The 25668-nt window shown below is 67.5% G+C and carries 21 protein-coding genes; 11 read left to right on the top strand and 10 right to left on the bottom strand.

Features of this window, described 5'->3' with window-relative positions:
• Nucleotides 1-174: 174 nt before the first annotated feature.
• Nucleotides 175-1161 (bottom strand): aldo/keto reductase, encoded by a 987-nt coding sequence (locus AC0VYM_RS28825; protein ID WP_475457435.1) that lies wholly within the window; start codon nt 1159-1161, stop codon nt 175-177.
• Nucleotides 1162-1259: 98 nt separating this feature from the next.
• Complete coding sequence (locus tag AC0VYM_RS28820) at nt 1260-1931, bottom strand: dTDP-4-dehydrorhamnose 3,5-epimerase family protein (protein ID WP_475457433.1); 672 nt, start codon at nt 1929-1931, stop codon at nt 1260-1262.
• A gap of 93 nt (nt 1932-2024) precedes the next feature.
• Here AC0VYM_RS28820 and rfbD point away from each other — a divergent pair, with 93 nt between their 5' ends.
• Complete coding sequence (gene rfbD, locus AC0VYM_RS28815; RefSeq protein WP_475457430.1) at nt 2025-2891, top strand: dTDP-4-dehydrorhamnose reductase; 867 nt, start codon at nt 2025-2027, stop codon at nt 2889-2891.
• 35 nt (nt 2892-2926) lie between these two features.
• Here rfbD and AC0VYM_RS28810 read toward each other — a convergent pair whose 3' ends face one another.
• Nucleotides 2927-3673, bottom strand: coding sequence for an SDR family oxidoreductase (locus AC0VYM_RS28810; RefSeq protein ID WP_475457428.1), 747 nt, complete (start codon nt 3671-3673; stop codon nt 2927-2929).
• Between the two features lie 282 nt (nt 3674-3955).
• Between AC0VYM_RS28810 and AC0VYM_RS28805 the strand changes: the two genes are divergently transcribed.
• Both AC0VYM_RS28805 and AC0VYM_RS28800 read left to right on the top strand, forming a co-directional pair.
• Nucleotides 3956-4495: a GNAT family N-acetyltransferase gene (locus AC0VYM_RS28805; RefSeq protein ID WP_475457426.1), complete on the top strand. Its 540-nt coding sequence runs from the start codon at nt 3956-3958 to the stop codon at nt 4493-4495.
• A 96-nt stretch (nt 4496-4591) separates the two neighbouring features.
• On the top strand, nt 4592-4882 hold the full coding sequence (locus AC0VYM_RS28800) for a hypothetical protein (RefSeq protein WP_475457424.1): 291 nt from the start codon (nt 4592-4594) through the stop codon (nt 4880-4882).
• 17 nt (nt 4883-4899) lie between these two features.
• Here AC0VYM_RS28800 and AC0VYM_RS28795 read toward each other — a convergent pair whose 3' ends face one another.
• Nucleotides 4900-6171, bottom strand: a complete 1272-nt coding sequence (locus tag AC0VYM_RS28795; protein WP_475457422.1) for a nucleotide disphospho-sugar-binding domain-containing protein — start codon at nt 6169-6171, stop codon at nt 4900-4902.
• A gap of 26 nt (nt 6172-6197) precedes the next feature.
• Nucleotides 6198-7466 carry an activator-dependent family glycosyltransferase gene (locus tag AC0VYM_RS28790; RefSeq protein ID WP_475457419.1) on the bottom strand — a complete coding sequence of 423 codons (1269 nt, stop codon included), beginning with the start codon at nt 7464-7466 and terminating at the stop codon, nt 6198-6200.
• 306 nt (nt 7467-7772) lie between these two features.
• Between AC0VYM_RS28790 and AC0VYM_RS28785 the strand changes: the two genes are divergently transcribed.
• From AC0VYM_RS28785 to AC0VYM_RS28770, 4 genes are all read left to right on the top strand, one after another.
• Entirely contained in the window at nt 7773-8390 is a 618-nt protein-coding gene (locus AC0VYM_RS28785; RefSeq protein WP_475457417.1) for an LmbU family transcriptional regulator, read from the top strand.
• A gap of 116 nt (nt 8391-8506) precedes the next feature.
• Nucleotides 8507-9619 (top strand): DegT/DnrJ/EryC1/StrS family aminotransferase, encoded by a 1113-nt coding sequence (locus AC0VYM_RS28780; RefSeq protein WP_475457415.1) that lies wholly within the window; start codon nt 8507-8509, stop codon nt 9617-9619.
• Complete coding sequence (locus AC0VYM_RS28775; RefSeq protein ID WP_475457412.1) at nt 9616-10986, top strand: NDP-hexose 2,3-dehydratase family protein; 1371 nt, start codon at nt 9616-9618, stop codon at nt 10984-10986. Before AC0VYM_RS28780 ends, AC0VYM_RS28775 begins: the two co-directional genes overlap by 4 nt.
• Before the next feature lie 113 nt (nt 10987-11099).
• A complete protein-coding gene (locus AC0VYM_RS28770; RefSeq protein ID WP_475457410.1) occupies nt 11100-12401 on the top strand; it encodes a nucleotide disphospho-sugar-binding domain-containing protein in 1302 nt (433 codons plus the stop codon).
• Between the two features lie 36 nt (nt 12402-12437).
• On the opposite strand, the gene AC0VYM_RS28765 is transcribed toward AC0VYM_RS28770, so the two are convergent.
• From AC0VYM_RS28765 to AC0VYM_RS28745, 5 genes are all read right to left on the bottom strand, one after another.
• The gene (locus AC0VYM_RS28765) at nt 12438-13664 is read right to left on the bottom strand and encodes a methyltransferase domain-containing protein (protein WP_475457408.1); all 1227 of its coding nucleotides are present in this window, start codon (nt 13662-13664) and stop codon (nt 12438-12440) included.
• A 62-nt stretch (nt 13665-13726) separates the two neighbouring features.
• Nucleotides 13727-14713 carry an NAD-dependent epimerase/dehydratase family protein gene (locus AC0VYM_RS28760; RefSeq protein WP_475457406.1) on the bottom strand — a complete coding sequence of 329 codons (987 nt, stop codon included), beginning with the start codon at nt 14711-14713 and terminating at the stop codon, nt 13727-13729.
• A gap of 5 nt (nt 14714-14718) precedes the next feature.
• Nucleotides 14719-16071 (bottom strand): nucleotide sugar dehydrogenase, encoded by a 1353-nt coding sequence (locus tag AC0VYM_RS28755; protein ID WP_475457404.1) that lies wholly within the window; start codon nt 16069-16071, stop codon nt 14719-14721.
• A gap of 999 nt (nt 16072-17070) precedes the next feature.
• On the bottom strand, nt 17071-19128 hold the full coding sequence (locus AC0VYM_RS28750) for an AfsR/SARP family transcriptional regulator (RefSeq protein ID WP_475457402.1): 2058 nt from the start codon (nt 19126-19128) through the stop codon (nt 17071-17073).
• Nucleotides 19129-19341: 213 nt separating this feature from the next.
• Nucleotides 19342-20625, bottom strand: coding sequence for an activator-dependent family glycosyltransferase (locus AC0VYM_RS28745; protein WP_475457400.1), 1284 nt, complete (start codon nt 20623-20625; stop codon nt 19342-19344).
• Between the two features lie 242 nt (nt 20626-20867).
• On the opposite strand from AC0VYM_RS28745, the gene AC0VYM_RS28740 reads away from it, so the two are divergent.
• The 4 genes from AC0VYM_RS28740 (at nt 20868) to AC0VYM_RS28725 (ending at nt 25600) form a co-directional block, all read left to right on the top strand.
• Nucleotides 20868-22178: an activator-dependent family glycosyltransferase gene (locus AC0VYM_RS28740; RefSeq protein ID WP_475457398.1), complete on the top strand. Its 1311-nt coding sequence runs from the start codon at nt 20868-20870 to the stop codon at nt 22176-22178.
• Between the two features lie 218 nt (nt 22179-22396).
• The gene (locus AC0VYM_RS28735; RefSeq protein WP_475457396.1) at nt 22397-23269 is read left to right on the top strand and encodes an ABC transporter ATP-binding protein; all 873 of its coding nucleotides are present in this window, start codon (nt 22397-22399) and stop codon (nt 23267-23269) included.
• A 7-nt stretch (nt 23270-23276) separates the two neighbouring features.
• Nucleotides 23277-24443 carry an ABC transporter permease gene (locus AC0VYM_RS28730; protein WP_475457394.1) on the top strand — a complete coding sequence of 389 codons (1167 nt, stop codon included), beginning with the start codon at nt 23277-23279 and terminating at the stop codon, nt 24441-24443.
• Nucleotides 24440-25600 (top strand): ABC transporter permease, encoded by a 1161-nt coding sequence (locus AC0VYM_RS28725; protein ID WP_475457392.1) that lies wholly within the window; start codon nt 24440-24442, stop codon nt 25598-25600. The genes AC0VYM_RS28730 and AC0VYM_RS28725 overlap by 4 nt, the downstream gene beginning before the upstream one ends.
• Nucleotides 25601-25668 lie beyond the last annotated feature (68 nt).

The raw sequence follows: 25668 nt of genomic DNA, 5'->3' as shown, positions 1-25668 counted from the left end.
CCTTTGTGTCATGGGGTTTCGCTGAGTCCTCTTCGGGGCGGGGGGCTTCTTGCGCGTCCCTGGCTATTCCGGCACGTCAAGCGGATAGGAGATTTTACTCGCACATCGCGGGTGAAACTGTAATAAGGAGAATCCCTGGCGGGCGGAGCGGTACCCGGAAGCCCGTGGGCGGCTTCACCAGGCCCAGGCCTCGGGGCCGGGTCCCCCGTTGCCGACCGGCGGGAACAGCTGCTCCAACTCGTGCGTCAACGCGGGGTCCGGTTCCGCCTGCAGGGTGCGCAGCGCGCTCCTCAGGTGCTTGGAGGTCCGGGGGCCGATGACCGTCGACGTCACGCCCGGACGGGAGAGCACCCACCCCATGGCGACGTCCGCTGGCTCCTGGCCGTGCGCGTCGCAGAGCCTCTCGTACTCCGCGATGGTCGGTCGCAGGGTGGGCAGCGCGTCCATGGCCCGCCCCCGCGCCGTCTTCACCGCGGTCCCCTCCGCCAGTTTGCGCAGGGCACCCCCGAGGAGCCCTCCGTGCAACGGCGACCACGTGACGACGCCGATGCCGTAGGCCTGGGCGGCCGGGATCAGCTCCAGCTCCACGTGGCGGCGTACGAGGTTGTAGCAGGACTGTTCGGAGACGATCCCCAGGAAGTGGCGACGGTTCGCCGCCTCCTGCGCCGCGACAAGGTGCCAACCGGCGAAGTTGGAGGAGCCGACGTAGCGGATCTTGCCCTGTTGGACGAGGGTCTCCATCGCCTGCCACACCTCCTCCCAGGGGGCGTTCCTGTCCACGTGGTGCATCTGGTAGAGGTCGATCCAGTCCGTCCCCAGGCGCCGGAGAGAGGCCTCGCAGGCCGTGATGATGTGCCGGGCCGAGAGGCCGCCGTCGTTCGGCCAGTCGCTCATGGGGGTGAATACCTTGGTGCCCAGCACCACCTTCTCCCGTCGACCGCCCCCCAGGGCGAACCACTCCCCGAGCAGCTCCTCGGTCCAGCCGCGGTGGACCTGCCATCCGTACTGGTCAGCGGTGTCGACGAAGTTGATTCCCTCGTCCAGTGCTTCGTCCAGGAGCGCGAAACTGTCGGGCTTGGGCAGGTTGACACCGAGGTTCAACGTGCCGAAGCACAGTCGGCTCACCTGGAGTGCTGTCCGTCCGAGGCGTGTGTACTGCATGGTCATCCCTGTGGGTTGTCCTGTGCGGGCGATGGGGTCGGAAGCGGGGTGGGTGTGCGGGAACGCGGGGCGGGTCCGGGCACGGGGAGCCCGGGGCCTCAGACCCAGGCGGACTCCAACCTGACGCACTCCGAGTAGAGGGGGAGGACACCCTGGTCCCTCGCCTGCGCCATTGTGGGGGCCTCCAGGTCCCGCCTCGACAGGAGGGGTCTGACATCGCGCGGTATCGGCAGGTCCAGACCGGGGTCGAGCGGCGACAGCGCCATCTCCTGGTCGGGGGCGTAGATCGTCGACAACAGGTAGGTCATGACCGTGTCCTCTTCGAGGGAGACGAAGGCGTGGCCCACCCCGACCGGAAGGTACAGCGCGCGAAAGGACTCCTGGTCGAGTTCGACCGCGTCCCAGACTCCATAGGAGGGGGACCCGACACGGATGTCCACCACGATGTCGAGCGAGCGCCCGTGTGAGGCGTAGACGTACTTCGCCGCTCCCGGTGGTGCCGACGTGTAATGGATGCCGCGTATCACGTTCGCGCGGGAACGGCTGTGGAGCGTCTGGGCGACCGGGAACAGCCCGCGTCCCACGGCGCCGGTGAAGGGGTCCTTGTGGAAATGCGAGGCGACGACACCGCGGTCGTCGGGAAACACGGTCGTGGTGAATTCGATCGCGCCTACGACGGCTAGTCTTCGTGCCTGCATTCTGGGTACTGCCTCCTGGCCTCTGCGGTCGAACGGGAGTCCTCGACAACCGGGCGACACCTGTGCGGACATGCTCGGAGCGAACAATGCGCAGGGTATTGGCCCGGCGCGCGGCTCACCAGGACGGAACCGGCCAAGAGCGGGCGACCAGGGGAGGAACACGGAATGAGCTGGATGGTCACCGGAGCTGGCGGCAGTCTGGGCAACGACCTGGTGGAAGAGCTGGAACGGGCGGGCGAGGAGGTGTTCGCCCTCCGGCGGGTGGACCTGGACATCACCGACGGCGAGGCCGTGCGCGCCGCGTGCGCGCGGTTCGCCCCTGAGACCGTGGTCAACTGCGCCGCCTACACTGACGTCGACGCCGCTGAGTCCGACTCCGATCAGGCACGCCGGCTCAACGCGCAGGGCCCGGCCCACCTCGCGTCGGCCTGCGCCGGGAACGGTGCGAGGTTGGTGCAGGTGTCGACCGACTACGTCTTCTCCGGATCGGACCGGTCCACTCCCTATCCGGAGGGGCATGCGGCTTCCCCGGGGTCCGTCTACGGGGAGAGCAAGCTGGAGGGCGAGCACGCGGTGCTGCGGACGCTGCCGGACCGCGCGCTCATCCTGCGCACGGCGTGGCTCTACGGGGCGCACGGGCGCAGCTTCGTCGCGACGATGCTGCGGTTGGCGGCGGGTGACGAGCCGGTGGACGTGGTGGACGGCCAGGTCGGCCAGCCCACGTGGACCCGGGACCTCGCTCGCCGGATCGTCCTCATCGGAGGGCTCCCGCAAGCCAGCGGCGTGTTTCACGGCACCAACGGCGGAGAGGCGACGTGGTTCGCCCTCGCGAGGGAGGTCTTCCGGCTCTCGGGAGCCGATCCGGAGCGGGTGCGGCCCTGCGGTGACGAGAGGTTCCCCCGCGCGGCCGCCCGGCCCGCCTACAGCGTGCTGGGGCAGGACAGGTGGGCGGAACTCGGGCTCAGCCCTCTCCGCCCCTGGGAGGAGGCCCTGGCAGAGGCGATCGGGGAGATGGCCCCGCAGAGGGGGTGAGCCCCTTCCCGGGTGCCCGGGGGGCCGGAAGGAGCTCAAAGGTCGGTGCTGCCGACATAGGCCGTGTACACCTGGCCGGGCGGCAGGAGAGGCGTGTCCGGAGTGGTCACCGCCACGATGCTCTCGGCGAAGTCGGCGGTGTCGGGAAGTTTGCCCACCCGGTCGACCCTCGCCTGGATCCAGCCTGGGTTGAGCCTGTCAAGCATCACGGCGATGGTGCTGTCGGAGATGATGTCACCGCTCACGACGGCCAGGGCGACTCCGTGCGCGGCGAGCTCCCGGGCGTACCGTCGCAGGGCCAGTTCCCCCGCGCGCTTGCTGCGGGCCACGTTCGAGTACACGTTCGACTCGTAACGTTCGAGGTGTGCCCAGTGCGAGGTGACGAAAGTGATCCGCGCGCCCACGGGCATCAGGGGGAGGACCAGGTCCACGAGGTCGATCTGGGCGCGGAGGTTGATCCGCATGGCGTAGTCCGGGTCCACCCAGGGTTCGAGCCCCCCGCTCGCGTTGAGTACCAGCCAGTCGACTCTGCCCAACTCATCCCGCAGGGCCTCGACCATCGCCCTGGTCTCGTCCTGGTCGGTCAGGTCGGCCCGGAGGACTCTGGCCTGGCAGTCGGCGGCTTCGACGGAGGCGGCCACCGCGTGCGCCATCCACGACTTGTGCCGGTCACGGTGGTTGATGACGACGGTGCCAACCTCCCCGTGCTTGGCCAGTCGTTGCGCCACCGCGGCACCCACTCCTCGGGAAGCACCGGTAATGAGAGCCACGCCTTGCGCCATCGAACCTCCTAGATTACGCCGGTCGCGCCTGGATCCCGGCAGCTTAAGCGGCTGGTCCTGCACCTTTTCGTCGGACAGGAGGGATCATTATTGCCCCAGGGAGAGGTGCGCTCTCATGTGTCTCGCTGGCGGGACAGTGAATGCGTGTGGGTGACGGCCCTGTGGAATTCGTGGTTTCTTTTGTGTTCTCGCTGCCGGTAGCGTCCCTCTGAAGCTTCCCGCGGAGCGGTGGCGCCATTGTGCTTCCTGCAATGCGGGAATTGAGACCAAGGTTGGTGACCCATGCTCAACGCGCACATCCAGACCAGGCGAGCGAGACTGCACCCGGTGCCCCCGGTCGCAGGGCAGCCCCTGCGGGACCTTCTTACCGAGTACGGCCTTGAGACGCACCCGGACATGGAGACCTTCGTCGCGGCGCATGGTGGGTCACCCGCCGGCACCGAGGCGCAGTTCCTGGTCGAACAGACGGTGGACGGACGCCATCTCGGTCTGGCATCCCTGCGCCATGTCGACGCGCAGACCCGTGAGGGCGAGATCGAAATGCTCGTTCGCGAGGACGATCTCGTCAACGGGCTCGGCATCGAGGCCAACATCCTCCTCATCAACTACCTGTTCGCGGAATGGGACCTGTCCCTCATCCGCTTCTGGCCCGCGGCGGAGTACAGCTCGGACATCGCGTCCTACCCGTCCATGCTCACCGAGGCCTCCGACCTCACCCCCGAACAACAGGAGAGGGCAGCCGGCCGCCGGACCTTCGTGATCCGCCGCGAGGACTGGGAGAGGATCGGCGTGGTCTTCCTCCGGGTTCTCGTGCGAGCCTGACTCCCCTCGGAAGAGGGGAACACCGCGTGTCCGGCGACGAGGGTCGGACTCTTCCCCCAGGAACAATCCAACTCCCTTCGGAAAGGTCTCCAGCAGATGTCCTCCATTGACCGCGAGAAGCTTGTGTCGCAGATCAAGATCCAGGCCATGACCGTGCTGATGTTCACGCACAGCGAGCCGCAGTACGACCTGCCGCAGCCCGAGGCGATGATCGACCTCGGCTCCTTCGCCGTCGTCCAGCTGACCCTCATGATCGAGGACCTCTACGACGTGGAGCTACTTGAGGACATGGTCAATTTCAAGGGCGAGACTTTTGAGGAGTTCGCCGACTTCATCATCCAGCGGATCGAGGATTCCGAGGGCCGGGAGGCCGCGGTCCAGAGCTGAGTGAGGACGCACCCCCGTCACCCCCGCCACTCTTCTGCTGCTTGTTGGAGTTGGGTGGTGGTGTGGTGGGGGGTGGGCATGGTGTGGGCCTGGTCGCGTAGGCGTTGGGCGGCGTTCTTGTGGGTGGGGTCCGTCAGGAGGCGGTGGAGGTGGTCGTGGATGGTGTCGGGGTTCAGGGTGGGTTGGTCGATGGTGAGTGCGGCGCCTTGGAGTGCGGTGTTGTGGGCCAGTAGGGGCTCGTCGTAGACGTAGAGGGGGAGGATGAGCTGGGGGAGGATGAGTTGGGGGACCGCGTGGACCATGGCGGTGCACAGGGTTCCGACTCCTCCGTGGTGGACGACGGCGTCGCAGGTGGGCAGGAGTGTGTGCAGGGGGGTGGGTCCTGCGGGGATGACGTTGGGGGGTACGTCGGTCAGGGTGGCTTGTTGGTCCGGGGCCAGGGCGGTGACGATTTCGGCGCCGGTGCGGGCCAGGGCGTGGACGAGTTGGTTGAGGGTGAGGCCGGTGGTGGGGTGGAGCCGGTCGAGTGCTGTGGCGCCCAGGGTCAGGCAGACGCGGGGGCGTGTGGGGGGTTGGCGGAGCCATGCGGGGAGGGTGGCTGTGCCGTTGTAGGGGATGTAGCGGGTGGGTTGGTGGTTGATGCCGGGGATGGGGTCCAGGCGTAGGGGTTGGGGGAAGGGGTCCAGGGTGAGGTGGCCTTGGGTGAGGCGTTCGGTGTAGGGGACGTCGTGGCGGTGGGCGGTGGCGGTGAGCCAGCTGGTGAGGGGGTCCTGGCGTTGGTGTGGGGGTTGTTGTTGGAGGGTGTTGAGGTAGTGGTGGCGGGTGCGGCCGAGTAGGTCCAGGCCCCAGAGGTGGCGTACGTGGAGGGCTCCCACGGCTTCGGCGGCGATGGGTGCGGCGTAGGTGATGGGTTCCCAGATGACCAGGTCGGGTTTGAAGGAGCGGCAGAACTCCGTCAAACCCGCGACCATCGGCATGTTCACCATGCGCAGCCAGCCCAGGACGAGGTCGCTGTAGGAGTTCCTCATCTCGGGCCACGCCATCTCCCACGGAGCGTGTTTCAGCCTCATCGAGGGGGAGGCCGAGAAGCCCGAGCTGTCCACCGACCTCGCCAGGAGCGACATCACGTGGTCGTTTCCGACGGCGACGGCGGGCAGGCCGGTGGCGGCCACCGTGGGCATCAGCGCGGGCTGGCTGGCCACCACCACCTCGTGCCCCGCCGACCGCAGCGCCCACGCCAACGGCACCATCCCCAGGAAATGCGTCTTCTCCGCATGGGAAGCGATCACTACCCGCATACTCGTCCGTTCCGTGCTCATACCGTCTCCGCCCGGCCCCTGTGGTGTTCGACCAGGTCCTCGACCTGTGCCGCGAACCGTCCCGGAGAGGGCATCGCCGCCATCTCCCCACGCAACCGCCGCGCCGACCGCGCGAACGAACCCTCAGCCAGCACCCGCTCCACCCCCGCACGCACCACCGCACCCGAAACCCGATCGGCGGGTGTGGTGACGGCGGCACCGAGGTCGGCGAACCTCGTGGCCATGAGCGGTTCGTCCAGGTGGTGTCCGGGCAGGAGGACTTGGGGGACGCCGTGGGACAACCCGGTCAGCAACGTCCCCGGACCACCGTGGTTGACCAACACCGCGCACCCGGGCACCAATGCGTGCAAGGGCACGAAGGGCACCACCCGCACGTTGCTCGGCACCCGACCCGAGTACCCCGGCAGAGCCGCCACCACTTCGGCGTCCACACCCGCAACACCCTCCAACACCTCCTCCACCCCCACCGCGTACCCACCCAGACGCTCCACCGCCGAGGTCCCCAACGTCACACACACGCGTGGGCGATCACCCCTGCCCCCACGCAACCACTCCGGCACCACCGCACGCCCGTTGTAGGGCACATACCGCACCGGAACCCGCTCCACCCCCTCCACCGCACCCAGACCCACCCCTTGCGGCAGAGGGTCCAGAGTGAAGGAACCCCGGGTCATCCGCTCGGAGAACCCCACCCCCACCCGCCGAGCACGATCACCCAACCACCGGGCCAGAGGATCCCCCTCCAGACCCCGCCCACCCAAAACCTCCAGAAAACGTCCCCGCATCCGCCCCAGCAGATCCATCCCCCACAACACCCGACCGTGCACCGCCCCCACCGCCTCAGCGGCCACCGCCCCCGCGAAGGACACCGGCTCCCACAACACCAGGTCCGGACGCCACTGACGACAGAACACCGTCAGCTCATCCACCATCGGATCATTGACCACCTTCCACCACAGGGAGACGGCCGAGCCGTAGCCGTCCAGCAGTTCCGCCGCCCCGGTCTCCTCCGGCCACCGTTGCCCGACATCGAACAGCCCGGGTCCGCTGTTCCCGCCCAGACGTTCGGTCCACCGGTTCAGTTCGTAGAGGACGTGGTCGTTTCCGACGGCGACGGCGGGCAGGCCGGTGGCGGCCACCGTGGGCATCAGCTCGGGCTGGCTGGCCACCACCACCTCGTGCCCCGCCGACCGCAGCGCCCACGCCAACGGCACCATCCCCAGGAAATGCGTCTTCTCCGCATACGAAACAAACAACACGCGCATAGTTACGTCTCCTTACTCATTGTTGTCGAGGGCTCGGTTTCTTTTTGTGAACTCGGTCCCGAATTCCGGTTCAGCGTGTCCTGAGCAGCGCGGAAGCGGTCGTTCAGTCTCCGTACAGACCTCCTTAAGTGGGCTCTGGTCTACTTTTGTTCGCAATGCTTGACAGTCCTTGAAGCTGACTGGTCTTCTCTGCTCGAAAACACTTCTCCGTTTCATTCGGACAGCTGCGCGTCAAGTGCTTGACAAGCATGGCGTCCTCCTTGGATCGGTTGAAGCTGAAAGTTCATGTGAGGACAAACTATTCCAGTGAGTCGACTTTCCCGATCTACTGTCAACGGCGGCCCCCCCGCTGATTTCGACAGAATAGCTCTGGACCGCTCTGCCGCCACGAGGCGAATTTCCCTTGCCCTGCCCCTCGGGATGCCGCTTCACTCCTGGCAGCGGATCGGAGACCAGATTTTCGTGATCTCCGATGCTTCCGCATGGTGGCTCGGCGACTGGCTCATCTACGGCCAAGAGCACTACCCGGACCGTTACAAGACGGCGATCTCCAAGACTTCCCTGGACTACCAGACCTTGCGCAACTACGCCTGGGTGGCACGGAAGTTCTCCATGCTCCGACGCAGGGAGAAGCTGAGCTTCCAGCACCATGCCGAGGTGGCCAGGCTCCCCGAGTCGGAGCAGGAACTCTGGCTGACGAGAGCGGAACAGTGGAAGTGGTCCCGCAACGAGCTGCGCAGGCAGATTCGGGCGGATATCTCAGGGAGAGAAGAAGTAGACTCCCCGAAAATCCGGCTGACGCTGATCGCAGAACAGCACGATCGCTGGCAGAAGGCTGCTGAGCAAGAGAGTAAGGACCTTCTCGAATGGATCCTCAACACCCTTAACGAGGCAGCCAAGACCGCCCCGCCACTGGAGAGCTGAACGGATGTGGCCGGATCCCTCGGGCCACATCCGGTCCGTGGCACTGCCAGACGGCAGTGCTACGGTGCTTCGCCTGCCCCGTTCTTCTCAGTACAGAACTCGGAAGTGATATCACGATGACCACGTATGTCTGGGGTTACCTCAATGAGTACAACCAGGAACGTGACGATATCCTCGACGCCGTCGACTCGGTCTTCAGTTCGGGGAACCTTGTCTGGGGACCGAGAGTCGGGCAGTTCGAGGAGGATTTCGCCGCCTATCACGGGGTGAGCCACTGCGCGGGCGTCGACAACGGGACGAACGCGATTCTGCTCGCCCTGCTCGCCATGGGGATCGAACCCGGTGACGAGGTGATCACCGTGTCCAACACGGCCGCTCCCACCGTCCTGGCGATCGACCGCGTCGGCGCGATCCCTGTCTTCGTGGACATCGACCCGCGCACCTACCTCATGGACGTCGACCAGGTGGCGGCCGCCATCACCGACCGCACGCGGTGCATCCTCCCCGTCCACCTCTACGGGCAGTGTGTCGACATGGCGCCCCTGGAGAAGCTCGCCCGCCGCCACGACCTCCAGATCCTGGAGGACTGCGCCCAGTCGCACGGGGCCCGCCACCACGGTCGCATCGCCGGTTCGATGGGCCGCGCCGGAGCCTTCTCCTTCTACCCGACCAAGGTCCTGGGCGCCTACGGTCACGGCGGAGCCACGATCACGTCCGACCCCGAGGTGGACGCGGGGCTGCGGCGCCTGCGCTACTACGGGATGGAGGAGGTCGCCTACTACGTGGTGGCTCGAAACGGGCTCAACGCGCGCCTGGACGAGGTGCACGCCGAGATCCTCCGCCGCAAGCTCACCCGCCTGGACGGCTACATCGAGGGGCGCAGGGCCGTGGCCGCCCGGTACGCCGAGGCGCTGGCCGACACCGACCTCGTCCTGCCGGTCACCGCGGAGGGCAACGACCACGTGTACTACGTGTACGTGGTGCAGCACCCCGAGCGCGACCGAATCATCGAGGGGATGAAGGCGTACGACATCTCCCTCAACATCAGTTACCCGTGGCCCGTGCACACCCAGACGGGCTTCTCGCACTTCGGCTACAAGGAAGGCGCGCTGCCCGTCACGGAGGACGCCGCCGGGAGGATCTTCTCCCTGCCGATGTACCCCTCCCTGACCGAGTCCGACCAGGAGCGGATCATCGACTGCCTGCACAAGACCCTGGCCTCCCTGTGACCTTCGAGGATCCGGGGAGCCTCCTCAGCGACGAGGAGTTCCACGCCTGGCTCGCTGACCGGACGGCGTCACGTGTCGCCTCGGTGGAGGAAGTGCCCTTCTCTGAGGCGACGGGCTGGGCCTTCGAGCACGGCACCGGGAACCTGGGCCATCAGAGCGGCAGGTTCTTCACGGTGGAGGGGATCGAGGTCCGCGACGGCTCCTCGACCTGGACACAGCCGATCATCGACCAACCCGAGATCGGCATCCTGGGCATTCTCACCGCCGACTTCGACGGGGTACCCCACCTGCTCATGCAGGCGAAGTTCGAGCCGGGCAACGTCAACCTCCTCCAGATGTCGCCCACCGTCCAGGCGACCCGTAGCAACTTCACCGGGGTGCACGGCGGGCGCAGCACTCCGTACGTCGAGTACTTCAACGGGTCGCTTCCACGGAACATCGTGGCCGACGTGCTCCAGTCGGAGCAGGGGCAGTGGTTCTGGCGCAAGCGCAACCGCAACATGGCCGTGCGTGTGGAGCCGGACGTGCCGGTCCTCGTCGACTACTGCTGGCTCTCCGTGTACCAGGTGATGCGGTTCCTGCGGACGGACAACCTCATCAACATGGACGCCCGGACCGTGCTGGCGTGCATGGGGTTCGGGCCGCCTCCCGGAGTCGGCGACGGGACCCCGGCAAGGGAGCTCGCGGCGTCCCACGCGGCGACGGAGCCGGACTCCCCGGAGCCCGCACTCCACAGCATGAAGGAGGTGACCACCCACCTCATCGAGGCCAAGACCCGGTGTGGGTGGGGGCCGAGGCTGACACCGCTGAACCGCGTCACCGGATGGACCGCGGGATCCACCGAGATCGGGGACGACGCGGGCAAGGAGTTCCGTGTCATCGCCGCCAGGGTGAGGGCTGAGACCCGTGAGGTCAGCCAGTGGTCCCAGCCGCTCCTCGAACCGCGTGGACTGGGACTCGCGGTCTTCCTGGTGCGATCGATTTCGGGCGTCCTCCACGTCCTCGCGCACGCCCTGCCCCAGCCGGGCCTCGCCGACGTCGTCGAGTACGCCCCCACGGTCCAGCTCTCCCCGAGTGGTCGCTCGTGGGAGGAGTCGTCGGACACCCCCTTCCTGAAGGAGGCCCTCTCCGACGACGGGGACAGGGTGCTGTACGACACCGTGCTCTCGGAAGAGGGCGGACGCTTCCACCACGCGCAGACCCGCTACAGGATCGTGCGCGTGGATGAGGGGACGCCTGTCCGGGAACCGGAGGGCTACCTCTGGGTGACCCTGGGGCAGTTCACGGAACTGCTCGGACACGCGCACTACCTCAACATCGAGGCCAGGACCCTGGTCGCCTGCGCACACTCCCTTTGGAGTACCTGACCGCGCGCGATCCGGGCACCTCAGGGGGCGCGGGCAGCCGTTCCCCGACGGCCCCGCCCCCGCTTCAGCGTTTCTCAGGTTTTTGACCGTAGAACAGGACGAGTATGCGGGTAGTGATCGCTTCCCATGCGGAGAAGACGCATTTCCTGGGGATGGTGCCGTTGGCGTGGGCGCTGCGGTCGGCGGGGCACGAGGTGGTGGTGGCCAGCCAGCCCGCGCTGATGCCCACGGTGGCCGCCACCGGCCTGCCCGCCGTCGCCGTCGGAAACGACCACATCCTGCACAGCCTATTCGACCTCCCCGTCCAGCCGGGGATGGGGGACAGAGCCGCCGAGCTCCGGAGCGGTGTGCTCGTGCCGGGTGACTCGCCGCCCCACAGGCTCTCCTGGGAGGAACTGGTCGAGGAGGCCAAGTCCTCCGTCCTCCTCTGGTGGAAGCTCATCAACGACCCCATGGTCGCGGGTTTGACGGAGTTCTGCCGCTCCTTCAAACCCGACCTGGTCATCTGGGAACCCATCACCTACGCCGCACCCATCGCCGCCGAAGCCGTGGGAGCCCTCCACGTACGCCACCTCTGGGGCCTGGACCTACTCGGCCGCACCCGCCACCACTACCTCAACACCCTCCAACAACAACCCCCACACCAACGCCAGGACCCCCTCACCAGCTGGCTCACCGCCACCGCCCACCGCCACGACGTCCCCTACACCGAACGCCTCACCCAAGGCCACCTCACCCTGGACCCCTTCCCCCAACCCCTACGCCTGGACCCCATCCCCGGCATCAACCACCAACCCACCCGCTACATCCCCTACAACGGCACAGCCACCCTCCCCGCATGGCTCCGCCAACCCCCCACACGCCCCCGCGTCTGCCTGACCCTGGGCGCCACAGCACTCGACCGGCTCCACCCCACCACCGGCCTCACCCTCAACCAACTCGTCCACGCCCTGGCCCGCACCGGCGCCGAAATCGTCACCGCCCTGGCCCCGGACCAACAAGCCACCCTGACCGACGTACCCCCCAACGTCATCCCCGCAGGACCCACCCCCCTGCACACACTCCTGCCCACCTGCGACGCCGTCGTCCACCACGGAGGAGTCGGAACCCTGTGCACCGCCATGGTCCACGCGGTCCCCCAACTCATCCTCCCCCAGCTCATCCTCCCCCTCTACGTCTACGACGAGCCCCTACTGGCCCACAACACCGCACTCCAAGGCGCCGCACTCACCATCGACCAACCCACCCTGAACCCCGACACCATCCACGACCACCTCCACCGCCTCCTGACGGACCCCACCCACAAGAACGCCGCCCAACGCCTACGCGACCAGGCCCACACCATGCCCACCCCCCACCACACCACCACCCAACTCCAACAAGCAGCAGAAGAACACCAGTCGGAACGCGTCTGAGCGTCCGACCGGTGTCGTGGTCGAGGCAGCCGACCGTCAGCTCACGCCGACCTCGGGCACGTAGGTGATCCAGCGGCCGCCGGCCTCGCGGAACGCCTGTTCGTTGGCCATGATCTCGTCCGCGTGGTTCCAGGCGAAGAGGAGGGCGTAGTCCGGGTAGTTCCCAGAGAACTCCTCCGGGCCGCGCACCGGGATGTGCCCGCCGGGGGTGAGGCGCCCCTGCTTGGCCGGCGTCGTGTCCGTGACGAACTCGACGAGGCTGTCGTCGATGCCGCAGAAGTTGACGACCGTGGCGCTCTTGGCGGTGGCCCCGTACGCGACGACTCGCTTGCCCTTCGCGCGCAGGTCGCGGAGCAGTTCGACGAGCTGCTCCCTGGAGCGCTCCACGTTCCTGCCGAACTCCCGAAGTGTCGACTCCGAGGCCAGTTCGGTTTCCCGCTCCTCCTCCAGCAGGTCGGCGACCGACGCCGAAGGCTCCCGTGCCCCCGCCTTCGCCAGCGTGTACCGCAGCTCCCCGCCGTGCACGGGGATGCGCTCGACATCCACGAGCTCCAGCCCGAAACGCCCGGCCATCGCCTGAACGGAGCGCACGGTGAAGAGGAAGAAGTGCTCGTCGTAGACCTGGTCGTAGGACGTCTTGCGCACGATGTCCCCGAAGTAGGGGTCCTCGAACACGAACACGCCGCGCGGTGCGAGCAGGGCCTCCACACCGCGCAGGATCGAGCCGATGTAGGGGATGTGGCAGAAGGTGTTCGCGGAGAAGATCACGTCGGCGTGTCCGTGCTGTTCACGAATCTGCTCGGCCACCTCCTCCTCGAAGAAGTCCTTGCGGACCTCGATTCCCAGTGAGGCCGCGATGTCGGCGACACCGCCGGAGGGCTCGACCCCGAGGTGGCGCTGCCCCGCATCGGCGATGGTCCTGAGCATCACGCCGTCGTTGCAGCCGATCTCGACGGTGAACGGGTCGTCGCCGACGAGCTCCGTGCTCAGGAAGCGCTTGGCCACCGACTCGAAGTGGTTCCGCATCCCCGCGGAGCCTGAGGAGAGGTAGGGGTAGTCCTCGTGGAACATGCGCTCCCGGGGCACCTCCTCCATCAACTGCACCATCGTGCACGCCTCGCAGGCGCCCACGGCGAGTCGGAAGAAGAACTCGGGTTCGGTGGCGTCGGGCAGGCGGAAGGCGTCCGACAGGGGCTGACGTCCGAAGTCGAAGAACTCTCGGACCGTGCTGCCGCAGACGCGGCACTCCGATGTGGTGGGCATGGCAGTCATTCCTCGGGAGGTGAGAAGGGGGCCGCTTGGCCGGGACGGGGGATTCGATGGGTTCAGAAAGGTGAGTCGTCCTTCAGTTCCAACCACCACGGGTGCTCGTTCGCCCACTCCACCAAGTGGGCCACACCCTCGCGCAGCCCGGTGTCGCACCGGGCTCCGATGAGCGTCCGGAGTTTGGTGGTGTCCGGAACGCGGCGCCCCAGGTCCTGGTAGGTGTCGCCGAAGTCCTTGCCGGTGTCCACCGACGTGATCCCCACCCCGGTGCCGGACAGCTCCACGACGAGCTCCACGGCCTCCTGGACCGTCAGCTCCGTGGAGTTGCCCACGTTGAAGCACTCGCCGGAGGCGGCTTCGCTCGCGCCGATGCGGACGGTGGCCTCGACCGCGTCCCGCACGGACGTGAACGTGCGCGTCTGCTTGCCCTCGTCGTACACGACCGGCGGGAGGTTGTTGAGACAGCGGTGGACGGTCCGGCTGATGAGGAAGGCGGGGCGCTGACGGGGTCCGTACAGGTTGAAGTAACGGACGATGGACGCGTCCAGCCCGTGCTGGCGGACGAACGCGAAGGTGAGGTGCTCGGCGAGGGCCTTGCTGGAGGAGTAGCTCCACCGGTTGACGGACGTGCTGCCCAGGACGCGTGCGGCGTCCTCGGTCCAGGGGACCGAGGGATTCATGCCCGACACCTCGCTGGTGCTGGCCAGGACGAGCCTGGCGTCCATCTTCGACGCCCGCTCCAGGACGTTCCTGGTACCGGTGAAGTTCGTGTCGATGACGTCGAGGGGTTCGGCGAGGTAGCGGTCGACGCCGACGACGGCGGCCAGGTGGTAGACGACGTCGACGTCCTTGGTGATCACCGGTTCCAGTTCCGCGGGATTGCGTATGTCACCGGTCACGAACCGGGCGGGCACCCGGCGCCTGGCCGCTTGGGCCGCCCGCCCTCCGGTGTCGAAAACGGTCACGTCGTCGCCCTGGGCGATCAACTGGTCGACCAGGTGGCTTCCGACGAACCCTCGCCCTCCGGTCACGACTACACGTGCCATCGCGTCTACCGTCCGATCCCGAGATAGGTGTATCCGAGAGACCACAGGTGGTCGATGGTCTCCCGGGTGAAATAGGCGCGCCCGTCCAGCACGACGCAGTGTGGGGCCGTGTGGTCGCGCAACGAAGCGAAGTCGATCGAGGCGAACTCGCTGTGCCAGGCCGTGACGGCGACGCAGTCAGCGTCACGCACGGCCTCTTCCGGGGTGCGGCAGAGCGGGAGGCCGAACACCCGCTCGGCGTCCCCGTCGCTCACGAGGGGGTCGTGGAGAGCCACGTCGACTCCGCGGTCCCGCAGTTCCCGGACCAGTGGGGCCACGGGAGTGGACCGTAGGTCCCCCGTGTCGTTCTTGAAGGCCAGGCCGAGGACCGCGACCCGCGAGTCCGAGGGCTTCCGGCCCGCCGCCTCCAACGCGGAGACGATGACCTCCGCCGTGTGCCGGGGCATGCCGTCGTTCACGGCGCGCGCGGTGGCGACGGTGGTGAGATCGACGCCGTGGTCCTTGGCGGTGCTCCACACCATCCACGGGTCCTTGGTGAGGCAGGAGCCGCCGACGCCGACGCTGGGCAACAGCACGTTCACGTTGCCGCCCCCCTTGGGCAGCCTGTTGGCGGCCTCAGCCACTTCCAGCGTGTCCACGCCGAAGCGGGAGCAGACGAGCGCGAGCTCGTTGGCGAACGCGAGGTTGTGGTCGATCCACCAGTTGCTGGCGATCTTGATCATCTCGGCGGTCTCCAAGGAGGAACACGAGGTGGTCTCGACCCCCAGCACCGTGCGCCAGAAGACCTCCGCGGCCTCCGTGCTGTGGTTGTCGGATCCACCCACCACGACCGGGAGCGTGTTGAGCTCCCGAAGCGCGGCCCCCTGGGACAGGCGCTCGGGTGAGAAGACGACGCCGAAGTCCTCGCCGCAGGTGAGGCCACTGCTCTCCAGGATCGGGATGACCAGGTTCCGGGTCGTCCCCGGCGGAACGGTGCTCTTGAAGATCAGAAGCTGCCCTTTGCGCAGGTGCTGCCCCAGCTCCTTGCAGGCGCTCCTGAGCTGCGTGTCGATGAACGTGCCGGACCCGTCCACCGGCGTTCCCACGACCACGATCACCACGTCCGTCGACGAGACCGCGGCATGGTCGGTGGTGAACCTCAGGGTGGGTAGGTCCCGACAGCTCTCCAGGAGTTCGGCGATCCCGGGCTCCTGGAAGCGGCAGACGCCCTGGCTCAGCTCGCTCACCAGCTCCGCGTTGATGTCCACACCGACGACGTCGACGCCCCTGTGCGCGAGGGCCAGCGAGACGCAGGAGCCCACGTGCCCGAGACCAATGACTGAAACCCGGGATTTTTCCCTCTCACGCAGGAAACGCATATTCGCTCCATTCGAGATTTCTGGTTGGGCGCACTGGTTCCTCGTCCTCGCCATCAAAGCTGTGGTTTTCTTGTCAAGTGCGGCGGCGCATGGAATGAATATTCACGCTGGCGCTGCCAGTGAAAGTTTGACGGGTCCTGCCGAGCGAATCCAAGCATAGGAGTACGCGCTCCGAGCGGCCAGGGCAATAGGCATTGCTGCTCTGTGAGGTGGGCCTTGACGGAAGCGGGCACTTGTCGTGCCCATAAAGCATGCAGGTCCCCTGGAACCCTCGCACCCCTGAGGAACTCCACAAGCGTCGGATGCTCGCCGCCACCCTGTCCGAGACCGGAAAGCACCTACGCCGTCCCGGGCCTGGCGGATGCCGGACCCCCTGGCAGGTTCCCGCCGTGCGGGCCGAGGAGCGGGCCGAAGAGGTCGTCGCCCCCTGGCGTCCCCGGTGCGGTCGCGGTCGGAGGAGGAAACACCGCGGTTCGGGGCGGCCGTTCCCTGGGCGCGGTGCGGGCGCGTGAGCTGGTCGATCGGGCGTGGTCCACTCGCGCCCAGGTACGCGCCCGAGCCCGATCCGGTCGGGACGCCGTGGTCACACCTGGGAGATGTTCCGCCGAACCGGGCGTTCAGAAGCCCGGGCGGCTTTGAGGAGGTGATGCGATCCTGACTGCGCTCGGTCGTGCCGCAGTCGGGTTGCTGCGCGGATTCATCCGATCAGTCAGATCGAGCGCCGCCCCCATTCCGGCAAACTCCTATTCGGAACCCAGTAGCAGGGTGTTCGCATTCGCGGGACACCATACGAGGGAGGTTTTCCGGGCGTTGCGCATCGGTTGGGGGCCGCAGTGTCGGTCCGGGGCGGTCTTCGGCCCCCTTCCGGGGCGGATTTCAGGGTGCCCCCATTTCGGTGCCGACCGGCGTGACCCGGGGATTCGTGGCCGCCAGCGTGCGAGGTGTCTCGCCAGCGAGACACCTCGCACGCTGGCGGCCGCATGCCGACTCCAGACGTGTTCAGCCGACCCTGGCATCGTGCATGGCGGTCCAGAGCGTCGCTCTCGTGTCCCGCAGCCAGGCGCAGGCGTGTTCGCGCGTCTCGAACCGGGGGAGAGCGCGGTCGTCGGCGACCGGTGTGTCGTCGGATTCGGTGTCGGACGCACCGACCAGGACGCGGGAGGCGCGGGACGCGGCCGAGCGGTAGTGCTCGGCCAGCTGCTTCAGCCAGCGAGTCCGGTTCTCCTCGGGATCACTGGCCAAAGAGGCCTCCCGGGCGTACAACTTCAGGTAGCGCCGCATACTCACCCGGCCGGGACCGCTCTCGTACAGGAGATTGTGATCGGCGAGCCTGACCAGGTGATGGTCGGCGTCGGCCACGTCGGCCCGCAGAATCGCCGAGACCGCCTGGGTGTCGAGAACCTCCGCGTTGGAGAGTCCCACGGCTCGGAACACGAGCGCGGTGTCCGCTGGCAGGAGCCTGTAGGACCAGGAGATCTGATCGGACGCGAACGACTGGTCGTGCCCTTCGGAGAGTAGACGGTCGAGCATGGCCGTGTCCTTCTGTTGGGAAGAGGACACGGCGCGGGCAAGGCGCTCCGCGAGGGCGTGGAGGGGGAGGGGAATCCTGCTGTGGGAGCGACACAGCTCCATGATTTCCGACGAGTCGGGCATGCGCGGAGGTCGGAGGGGATTCTGTTCGGAGAGCGCCCTGGACACCGACTGGAGAACCATGAGCGCGGCGTCCTCGTTGGCGAGGGGGCCGAGCGTTATTCGCTGGGCGCCGTCCCGTATAGCCAGATTGGTCATTCTGGTGCGACTGGTTACGATGACCCCGCATTGGGGGGATCCGGGGAGCAGGGTGCGGACCTGCTCCTCCGACGCGGCGTTGTCCAACATGATCAGGATCCGCTTGGACGAGGTCAGGCTCCGGAACAGTCCGGAGAGGCGCTCGGGCGGCAGGGACCCCGGGGCGCGCTCGCCGAGCCCGAAGAGCAGATCGCCCAGGGCCTGGTCGGAGGTGAGCGGCGGACCCGAGGCAGAGGCGCCTCGGAGGTCGACGTAGAGCTGCCCGTCCGGGAAGGAGGAGGAGATCTCGTGTGCGAAGCGCACCGCCAAGGCGGACTTTCCCGTGCCTGGTGGGCCGTCGATGTGCAGGAACATCGACTTGCGCCGACAGACGGGGTTCTCCGCGAGGGAGTGGAGCGCCTTCAGCTCGGCTTCCCGGCCGACGAGCACGGGGGTGACGCGGGGGAGCTGGAAGGGTGTGGTGGGAGAAGGGCGCGCGGGGGGCTGGTGCGTGCTTTCGGGGAGAGCGACGCATTCCCCGCGGAGTATCTTCAGGTACTTTTTCTGGAGGTCCGGATTGGGTTCGATACCGAGGTGGCGGACCAGGTCCTCGCGAAGGGACTGGAACTCCATGAGCGCCTCCGACCTGCGACCCGCCAGGTAGTAGGCCGTGATGAGGAGTCCGCGCAGCTGCTCCCGCAGGGGGTGCTGTCTGGCGAACCTCGACAGGCCGTGCACGGCTTCCTGGTACCGGGAGGTAGCGATGAGCAGGGTGTACCGCTCCTCCAGGGCGGATCGGTGGAGTTCCTCCAGGCGGTGGCGTTCCATCTCCGGGAAGGGACCGGGCACACCGACCAGCGGGCTGTCGACCCACCGCTGGAGGGCGCGGTCGTAGGCGCTGAGGAGATGGTCGGCTGATGCGGTGGTGCGCAGCTTGGCCTGTTCGAGGCAGGACTCGAACAGGTGTGTGTCGATGTTGTCGGTGTCGAGGTTCATCCGGTAGCCCAGCCCGTCGAACTCCAGTGCTTCGCTCGGGCTCCGGGGTTCCCGTTCGGGCTCCAGGGCCCGCCTGATCCTGGCCACGTAGGTGTGTATACTGCTGGTCACGGAGTGTGGCGGGCTGTCCCCCCAGACAGCATCGATGATCTCCTCGCGGCTCACTGTTTTGTTGGCCTGTGAAGCCAGGAAGCTCAGGAAGGCTCGCTGTCGAGCGCCACCAACGTCGGGGTTCTTCCCGTTCACGGACAGGGCCACCCGACCGAAGAGGTGGACGCGTACATCTCTACCCATTTTTACCCCGGTGCTCTCTTCTGGGTGTGGACGCTCGGTCAGTCAAACGTTGCGCAAAGCAATCAGACCAACTCCTGCCAAAGCCCGTCTGATTTTGCGTTATGGCAAGATATCCCAGTTCTAGCCAAAATAAAGGTGGATTGTCCTAGTATGATCCGTTTTGTCACCTCGGCTTAAGTGACGGTTTGGAAACACGGGACGCATCGGACTAATTCAGTTGCGGTGCGCGGTATCGGCGTGGCGTTGGGTGATGGCCTCGATGTCGGTGGCGATCCGGTTGGGCGTGGGCGCGGACTCCATTTGTGCGCGCAGACGGTAGGCGGCCGAGGTGTAGGCGGGGTCCCTGAGGATGGCCCGCACGGCGCGGGGCACGGTCTCACCGTCGGCCCGCTCCGGAGGCACGTGCACACCCCCTCCTTCGGCTTCCAGTGCCCGGGCCGGGAGGACGTTGTCGAACCAGGTCGGTACGACGACCTGCGGAACGCCCAGCGACGTGGTGCAGAGGAAGGTCCCCCACCCGCCGTGGTTGATGACGGCGGAGCAGGTTTCCGCGAGGGCGTGCAGGGGTGCGAATTCCACGGGGCGGACGTTGGGGGGTAGGGGGCCCAGGCGTTCGCGTTCGGTGCGGGGCAGGGTCGCGATGATCTCGGCGTCCAGATCGGCCAGGCCGTCCAGGATGTCGGCCACGGGCAGGGAGTAGCCGCCCTGGCGTTCGGTGGCGGAGGTGCCCAGGGTGAGGCAGACGCGGGTGCGTTCGGGTGGGGTGCGCAGCCATGCGGGCAGGGTGGAGCGGCCGTTGTAGGGGATGTAGCGCATGGGTTCGTAGCGCACCTGGGCCGGTTCGGGCAGGCGCAGGGCGCTGGGTAGGTAGTCGATCGTGAAGTACCCGCTCGTCATCCGCTCGGTGAACCGCGTTCCGGCGGCACGCGCTCGCTGCTCCAGCCAGTCGCGCAACAGATCCTCCTGCTCTGCGGGGGGCTGTTCCCCGATGAGGCGGCGCAGGTGGCCGCGCATGAGCGCGAAGATGTCGGCGCCCCAGAGCAGGCGCGCGTGCACGGCGCCGACGGCCTCGGCCGCGACCGGCGCCGCGAAGCTCAGCGGCTCCCAGATGACCAGGTCCGGCCTCCATTGCCGACACAGGTCCACCAGGTCGTCCGCCATCGGGTCGTTGATGATCTTCCACCACCAGAGAAACGCCTGGCGGTGGCCGTTCCTGACGTAGTCCCACGTGATCTCCCCCGGTGGGAGGGCGGCGCCGCGGACGAAGGGAACCCTGTCCTCTCCTTGACCGGACACCGAATAGGCCCGCATGATGCGCCAGAAGTTGTGGTCGCGTCCGACCGGGACCGAGGGCAGACCGGTGTCGGATGCCGTGGGCATCAGATCGGGTTGGCTGGCTACCCTCACCTCATGGCCCGCCGCACGCAGCGCCCAACCGAGCGGAACCATGCCGAGGAAATGCGGTTTCTCCGCGACTGTGGCCAGGAGTATGCGCATGCTGTTGCCCTTCGAAGGGAGGCGGCGTTGATTTCCCGTGAAGGTACACGCGGAGAATAGGCCACGATGACGGAAACCCCGCGGAGTGTTCCGCGCAGGGGCCCGTGCGGGGCGCCGGTACGGATCCGCCGGTACGGATTCGGCGGTACACGGTCGCGGAGGAGACCACCGACTCGAATATCCGCGGTCACGGCGGTCGACTCGCCCTGGAAAGGGTGCGACACAAGAATTAGGGAGCCCTGGTGAGAGTCCTCATAGTCTCCGTGGCGGAGAAAACGAACTTCCTGAACATGGTTCCGCTCGGCTGGGCGCTCCGTGCGGCGGGCCATGAGGTGAGGGTAGCCAGCCAACCCGATCTGATGCCCACGGCATCCGACACCGGTCTGCCCTCGGTCCCGGTCGGACGCGACCACAACTTCTGGCGCATCATGCGCATGTTCCGGGCCCCGGGGGCGACCGACAGCGAAGTACCCCTCTTCCGCCAGACGGTGGGTCCCCTGAAGGAAATCGGCTGGGAACGCCTCAGAAACGGCTACCGGGAGGTTGTGCCCTGGTGGTGGCGCACCGTCAACGACCCGATGGTGAACGACCTGGTGGACCTGTGTCGGCAATGGAAACCGGACCTGGTGATCTGGGAGCCCATCGCCCTGGCGGCGCCGATCGCGGCCGAGGCGGTCGGCGCCGTGCACGCGCGTTTCCTGTGGGGTGTGGACCTGTTGGGGGCCATGCGCTCCCGGTACCTCCAGGTCATGGAGCAGCAGCCCCCGGGCGAGCGCGAGGACCCGCTCGCCGACTGGTTGGGCTCACACGCGCGCAGGCTCGGCGGGGACTTCACCGAGCGGATGACGAGCGGGTACTTCACCATCGACTACCTACCCAGCGCCCTGCGCCTGCCCGAACCGGCCCAGGTGCGCTACGAACCCATGCGCTACATCCCCTACAACGGCCGCTCCACCCTGCCCGCATGGCTACGCACCCCACCCGAACGCACCCGCGTCTGCCTCACCCTGGGCACCTCCGCCACCGAACGCCAGGGCGGCTACTCCCTGCCCGTGGCCGACATCCTGGACGGCCTGGCCGATCTGGACGCCGAGATCATCGCGACCCTGCCCCGCACCGAACGCGAACGCCTGGGCCCCCTACCCCCCAACGTCCGCCCCGTGGAATTCGCACCCCTGCACGCCCTCGCGGAAACCTGCTCCGCCGTCATCAACCACGGCGGCGCGGGCACAGTCCTTTCCATGCTCGACCATGGTGTCCCCCAGGTGATCGTGCCCCGGATGCAGTTCGACGAGAAGCTCCTGGCGGCCGGGGTCGGCCGGGCGGGCGCGGCCCGGGTCCTGACCGGTACCGAGGTGGGCGCCGCCGAGGTCCGTGCCGCTCTCGACGAGGTCCTCACCGAGCCCGGCCACGCACTCGGCGCGGCCGAGGCCCAACGCACCATGCGCGCACTCCCCTCGCCCAACGAGATGGTCGGGACACTCGCGGGGATCGTCGCGTGCGGCGGTGGCGCACCGGTCCCGTCGACGCACGCCTCGCACACCGTGGTTTGAACCATTCGCCGGAAACCCCTTTTGTGGAGGCGCCGAAATCGGATAGGAATGGTTCGCCCTGGTCAATGGCGGTGGGCTAAATATTCGGTGTCCGAGCTCTGCTAGGCTGCGCGGATGAAAATGTGGTGCTCGGTTTTCGGGGAGAGGTCATAGTGGAGAAAGTCGTGGAAGTCCTGGGTCTCACTAAGGCCTATCGTGATAAAAAAGTAGTCGACGGCGTGAGTTTCTTCATTTCCCAGGGCGAGGTCTATGGCCTCCTGGGGCCCAACGGTGCAGGTAAGACCACGACGATCTCCATGGTCATGGGCATTCTCGACCGCGATGCAGGGTCAGTGACGATCGGTGGCGCACCCCACGGCCCCACGGAATTGTCGACCAAGGCGCTCATCGGTTTCGTTCCGCAGCAGAACGCCCTGTACGAGGACCTGTCCGTGACCGAGAACCTCCGGTTCTTCGCCGCCCTCTACGGCATCCCCCGTGCGGAGACCGGGCCGCGGGTCGACGAGGTGCTCGCCGCAGTCGGCCTGACCGACCACGCGGACCAGCTCGTGTCGGAGTACTCGGGCGGTATGGCCCGCCGAGCCAACATCGCGGTCGGGCTGCTGAACCGGCCCAAGCTGCTCATCCTCGACGAGCCGACCGCGGGAGTCGACCCCCAGAGCCGCAGCGCCATCCTCGAACGCGTGCGCAAGCTGGCCGACGAGGGAGTCGCGGTCCTCTACACCACGCACTACATGGAGGAGGCCGAGCGGATCTGCGACCGCATCGGCGTGATCGACGGCGGTCTGATGGTCGCGGAGGGCACCCGCCGTGAGCTCGTCGAATCGTTGGGCGAGTTGGACCGGATCGTGCTGGGCCTGGACGGCTCGTCGGCCGATGCCGTTCGCTTCCTCACCCCGCTGCCAGGAGTCCACTCCGCCGCCGCCAACGAGCACGGTGTGGAACTGACGGTGCGTAACGCCTCCGAGCTGTCCCCGCGCATCGTGCGGGAGCTGGCCGAACGCGGACTCGAACTCCGTTCCCTCACCGTGCACGAGCCCGACCTGGAAGCGGTCTTCCTGAGCCTGACCGGCAAGGCACTGAGGGACTGAGGGGCAGATGCGTGTCATAACGGTAATCACGGCCAAGGACCTCAGACAACGGCTGAAGGACGGCTCGCTGCTGCTCTTCGGTCTCCTGCTGCCCCTCGGCATGGCGTTCTTCTTCGCCCAGCTCCTGGGCGACACCTCCGACCGGCTCGACATCAGCTACACCGTCGTGGACACGGACCGCGGGGATCTGGGATCCGTCTTCACCGAGGACGTTCTCGGTGCCCTCCAGGACGAGGGCCTCATCTCCTGGGAGACGGCGGCCGACGCCGACGAGGCCGAACGGCTGGTCGATGACGGTGACGTCGACGCCGCCTTCCTCATCCCCGAGGACTTCACCGAGCGGGTCGAGAACGGGGAGAGCGCGTCGATCGAGGTCGTCGGGTCCGCCGACGCCGCCGTCCAGGTCCAGGTCGCCAGGGAGATCGCGGAGTCGTTCGTGGTCGAGACCGGAGTCGCGGGCGCCGCGGTGGGAACCGTCGTGGAGTCCGGTTCGCAGGTCCCCCCGCAGGAACTCGTGGAACGGCTCCAGGCACAGGACGCCCCCCTGGCCCTGGTCGAGGAGTCGACCTCCGAGTGGCGGGAGCTGGACACCGCCACCTACTACGCGGCCGGCCTGGCCTACTTCTTCCTCTTCTTCGTGGTGATGTCGAGCGTCACCGGCATCCTGGACGAGCGGCGTGACGGTACCCTCGCCCGCCTCCTCGCCGCTCCCATCCAGCGTTCGGCCATCCTCTTCGGCAAGTCCCTGAGCGCCCTCATCGTCGGCATGACGGGACTGCTCGTGCTGGCCTTGGGGTCCGTCCTGCTCCTGGGCGCCTCGTGGGGCCCGCTTCCCGGGGTCATCGCCCTGGTGCTCGCGGGAACGCTGGCCGCAGTGGGGGTCACCGTGCTCATCACGACCTTCTGCACTTCGTCCGAACAGGCGACGAACCGGATCTCCGTGCTGGCGCTGGGTCTGGGTCTCCTCGGCGGAGGGCTCTTCCCCGTCTCCCATCTCGGCTGGCTTTCGGTACTCAGTTTCGCCACACCCCACCGTTGGTTCCTCCACGGTCTGGCGGAGCTCGCGAGCGGATCCCTCTCAGCGGTTCTCGTCCCGGTCCTGGTCCTGACGGCCATGGCGGCGGTGACGGGAGCACTGTCGCTGCTCAGACTCGGAAGGATGCTGAACGGATGAAGCTCGCCGCGATCGGACTCGTCAACCTGAAACGGGTCTTCAGGACCCGATCCAACATCATCTACATCCTGCTGATCCCCTTCATCATGGTCCTGATGCTCGGCCTGATGTTCGGCGGAGGGGAGGACGGCCAGCGCCTGGGCGTGGTCGAGGAGGGCACCGGAGAGCTCTCCGAGCGCCTGGTCGACCGGCTCTCCTCGGGCGATCAACTGAACGCGGTCCCCTACACCGACGAGGACGCCATGCGCCTCGCCGTCGAGCGGGGCGACCTCCAGGCCGGGGTCGTGATCCCCGGCGACTACGACGAGGCGGTGCTGACCGAGGGGGGCGCCGAGGTCGCCTTCGTCGCCAGGGAAGCGGACACGGGAGCGCTCGACCTCGGTACCTGGGCGCGTTCGGTGGTCCGGGACGAGGCCGCCTCGCTCAGGTCCGCGAGCTTCGTCGCCGCCGAGACCGACATCCCCTTCGAGCAGGCGTTGGCCGGGATCGAAGAGGAGGCCGGCTCAGACGAGGCGGTGCGGGTTCGCACCACGGGGGAGGCGGTCTTCCCGCCGGGGATGAACTCCTTCGCGCTGTCCGCTCCGCCGCTCCTGCTGCTGTACACGTTCCTGACCGCCCTCACCACGGCGAGCGCCCTGGTGGGAACCCGGGAGCGGGGCATCGCCCAGCGCATGTACGCGACCCCGACGTCGGCGCGGACGATCCTGCTCGGCGAGATGGCCGGGCGTCTGTTGATCGCCCTGACCCAGGCGCTGGTCATCATGTTCGGCACGGCCCTGGTCTTCGGCGTCAGCTGGGGCGACCCCCTCGGCGCCGCGGCCGTCATGCTCCTGTTCAGCCTCGTCGGCGGAGGCGCGGCACTGCTGCTGGGAGGGATCTGCAGGACGGAGAACGGGGCGGGGTCCCTGGCGCTGTTCTTCGGGCTCGGACTGGGCGTCCTGGGGGGTACCGCCATCCCCCTCGACACCTTCGAGGGGACGATGCGCCAGGTCGCACACCTCACCCCGCACGCGTGGGGCTACGAAGCCTTCTCCGAACTGGTCCGGCACGACGCGGGGATCGGCGACATCCTCCCCCAGCTCGGGGTCCTGGCCGCTTTCGCCGCGGTCCTGCTCACCACAGGCGTCCTGGCCATGCGCCGGGCCATGCTCCGCTGACATGCGAACGCGACTCGGGTGGGGCCGCGCACGGCCCCACCCGAGAGGCCCGGGACGAGCGGACCGGT

The organism is Nocardiopsis sp. iso_237 (assembly GCF_056173345.1).
This window is presented reverse-complemented; position numbering and strand designations above follow the sequence as displayed.

What these genes read in the sequence shown, in the direction of transcription:
- AC0VYM_RS28825 (WP_475457435.1), bottom strand. Translation starts at nt 1,161, where the DNA reads ATGCAGTACACACGCCTCGGACGGACAGCACTCCAGGTGAGCCGACTG.
- AC0VYM_RS28760 (WP_475457406.1), bottom strand. Translation starts at nt 14,713, where the DNA reads ATGGCACGTGTAGTCGTGACCGGAGGGCGAGGGTTCGTCGGAAGCCAC.
- AC0VYM_RS28750 (WP_475457402.1), bottom strand. Translation starts at nt 19,128, where the DNA reads ATGGGTAGAGATGTACGCGTCCACCTCTTCGGTCGGGTGGCCCTGTCC.
- AC0VYM_RS28725 (WP_475457392.1), top strand. Translation starts at nt 24,440, where the DNA reads ATGAAGCTCGCCGCGATCGGACTCGTCAACCTGAAACGGGTCTTCAGG.
- AC0VYM_RS28810 (WP_475457428.1), bottom strand. Translation starts at nt 3,673, where the DNA reads ATGGCGCAAGGCGTGGCTCTCATTACCGGTGCTTCCCGAGGAGTGGGT.
- rfbD (WP_475457430.1), top strand. Translation starts at nt 2,025, where the DNA reads ATGAGCTGGATGGTCACCGGAGCTGGCGGCAGTCTGGGCAACGACCTG.
- AC0VYM_RS28745 (WP_475457400.1), bottom strand. Translation starts at nt 20,625, where the DNA reads ATGCGCATACTCCTGGCCACAGTCGCGGAGAAACCGCATTTCCTCGGC.
- AC0VYM_RS28800 (WP_475457424.1), top strand. Translation starts at nt 4,592, where the DNA reads ATGTCCTCCATTGACCGCGAGAAGCTTGTGTCGCAGATCAAGATCCAG.
- AC0VYM_RS28790 (WP_475457419.1), bottom strand. Translation starts at nt 7,466, where the DNA reads ATGCGCGTGTTGTTTGTTTCGTATGCGGAGAAGACGCATTTCCTGGGG.
- AC0VYM_RS28780 (WP_475457415.1), top strand. Translation starts at nt 8,507, where the DNA reads ATGACCACGTATGTCTGGGGTTACCTCAATGAGTACAACCAGGAACGT.
- AC0VYM_RS28805 (WP_475457426.1), top strand. Translation starts at nt 3,956, where the DNA reads ATGCTCAACGCGCACATCCAGACCAGGCGAGCGAGACTGCACCCGGTG.
- AC0VYM_RS28765 (WP_475457408.1), bottom strand. Translation starts at nt 13,664, where the DNA reads ATGCCCACCACATCGGAGTGCCGCGTCTGCGGCAGCACGGTCCGAGAG.
- AC0VYM_RS28755 (WP_475457404.1), bottom strand. Translation starts at nt 16,071, where the DNA reads ATGCGTTTCCTGCGTGAGAGGGAAAAATCCCGGGTTTCAGTCATTGGT.
- AC0VYM_RS28820 (WP_475457433.1), bottom strand. Translation starts at nt 1,931, where the DNA reads ATGTCCGCACAGGTGTCGCCCGGTTGTCGAGGACTCCCGTTCGACCGC.
- AC0VYM_RS28730 (WP_475457394.1), top strand. Translation starts at nt 23,277, where the DNA reads ATGCGTGTCATAACGGTAATCACGGCCAAGGACCTCAGACAACGGCTG.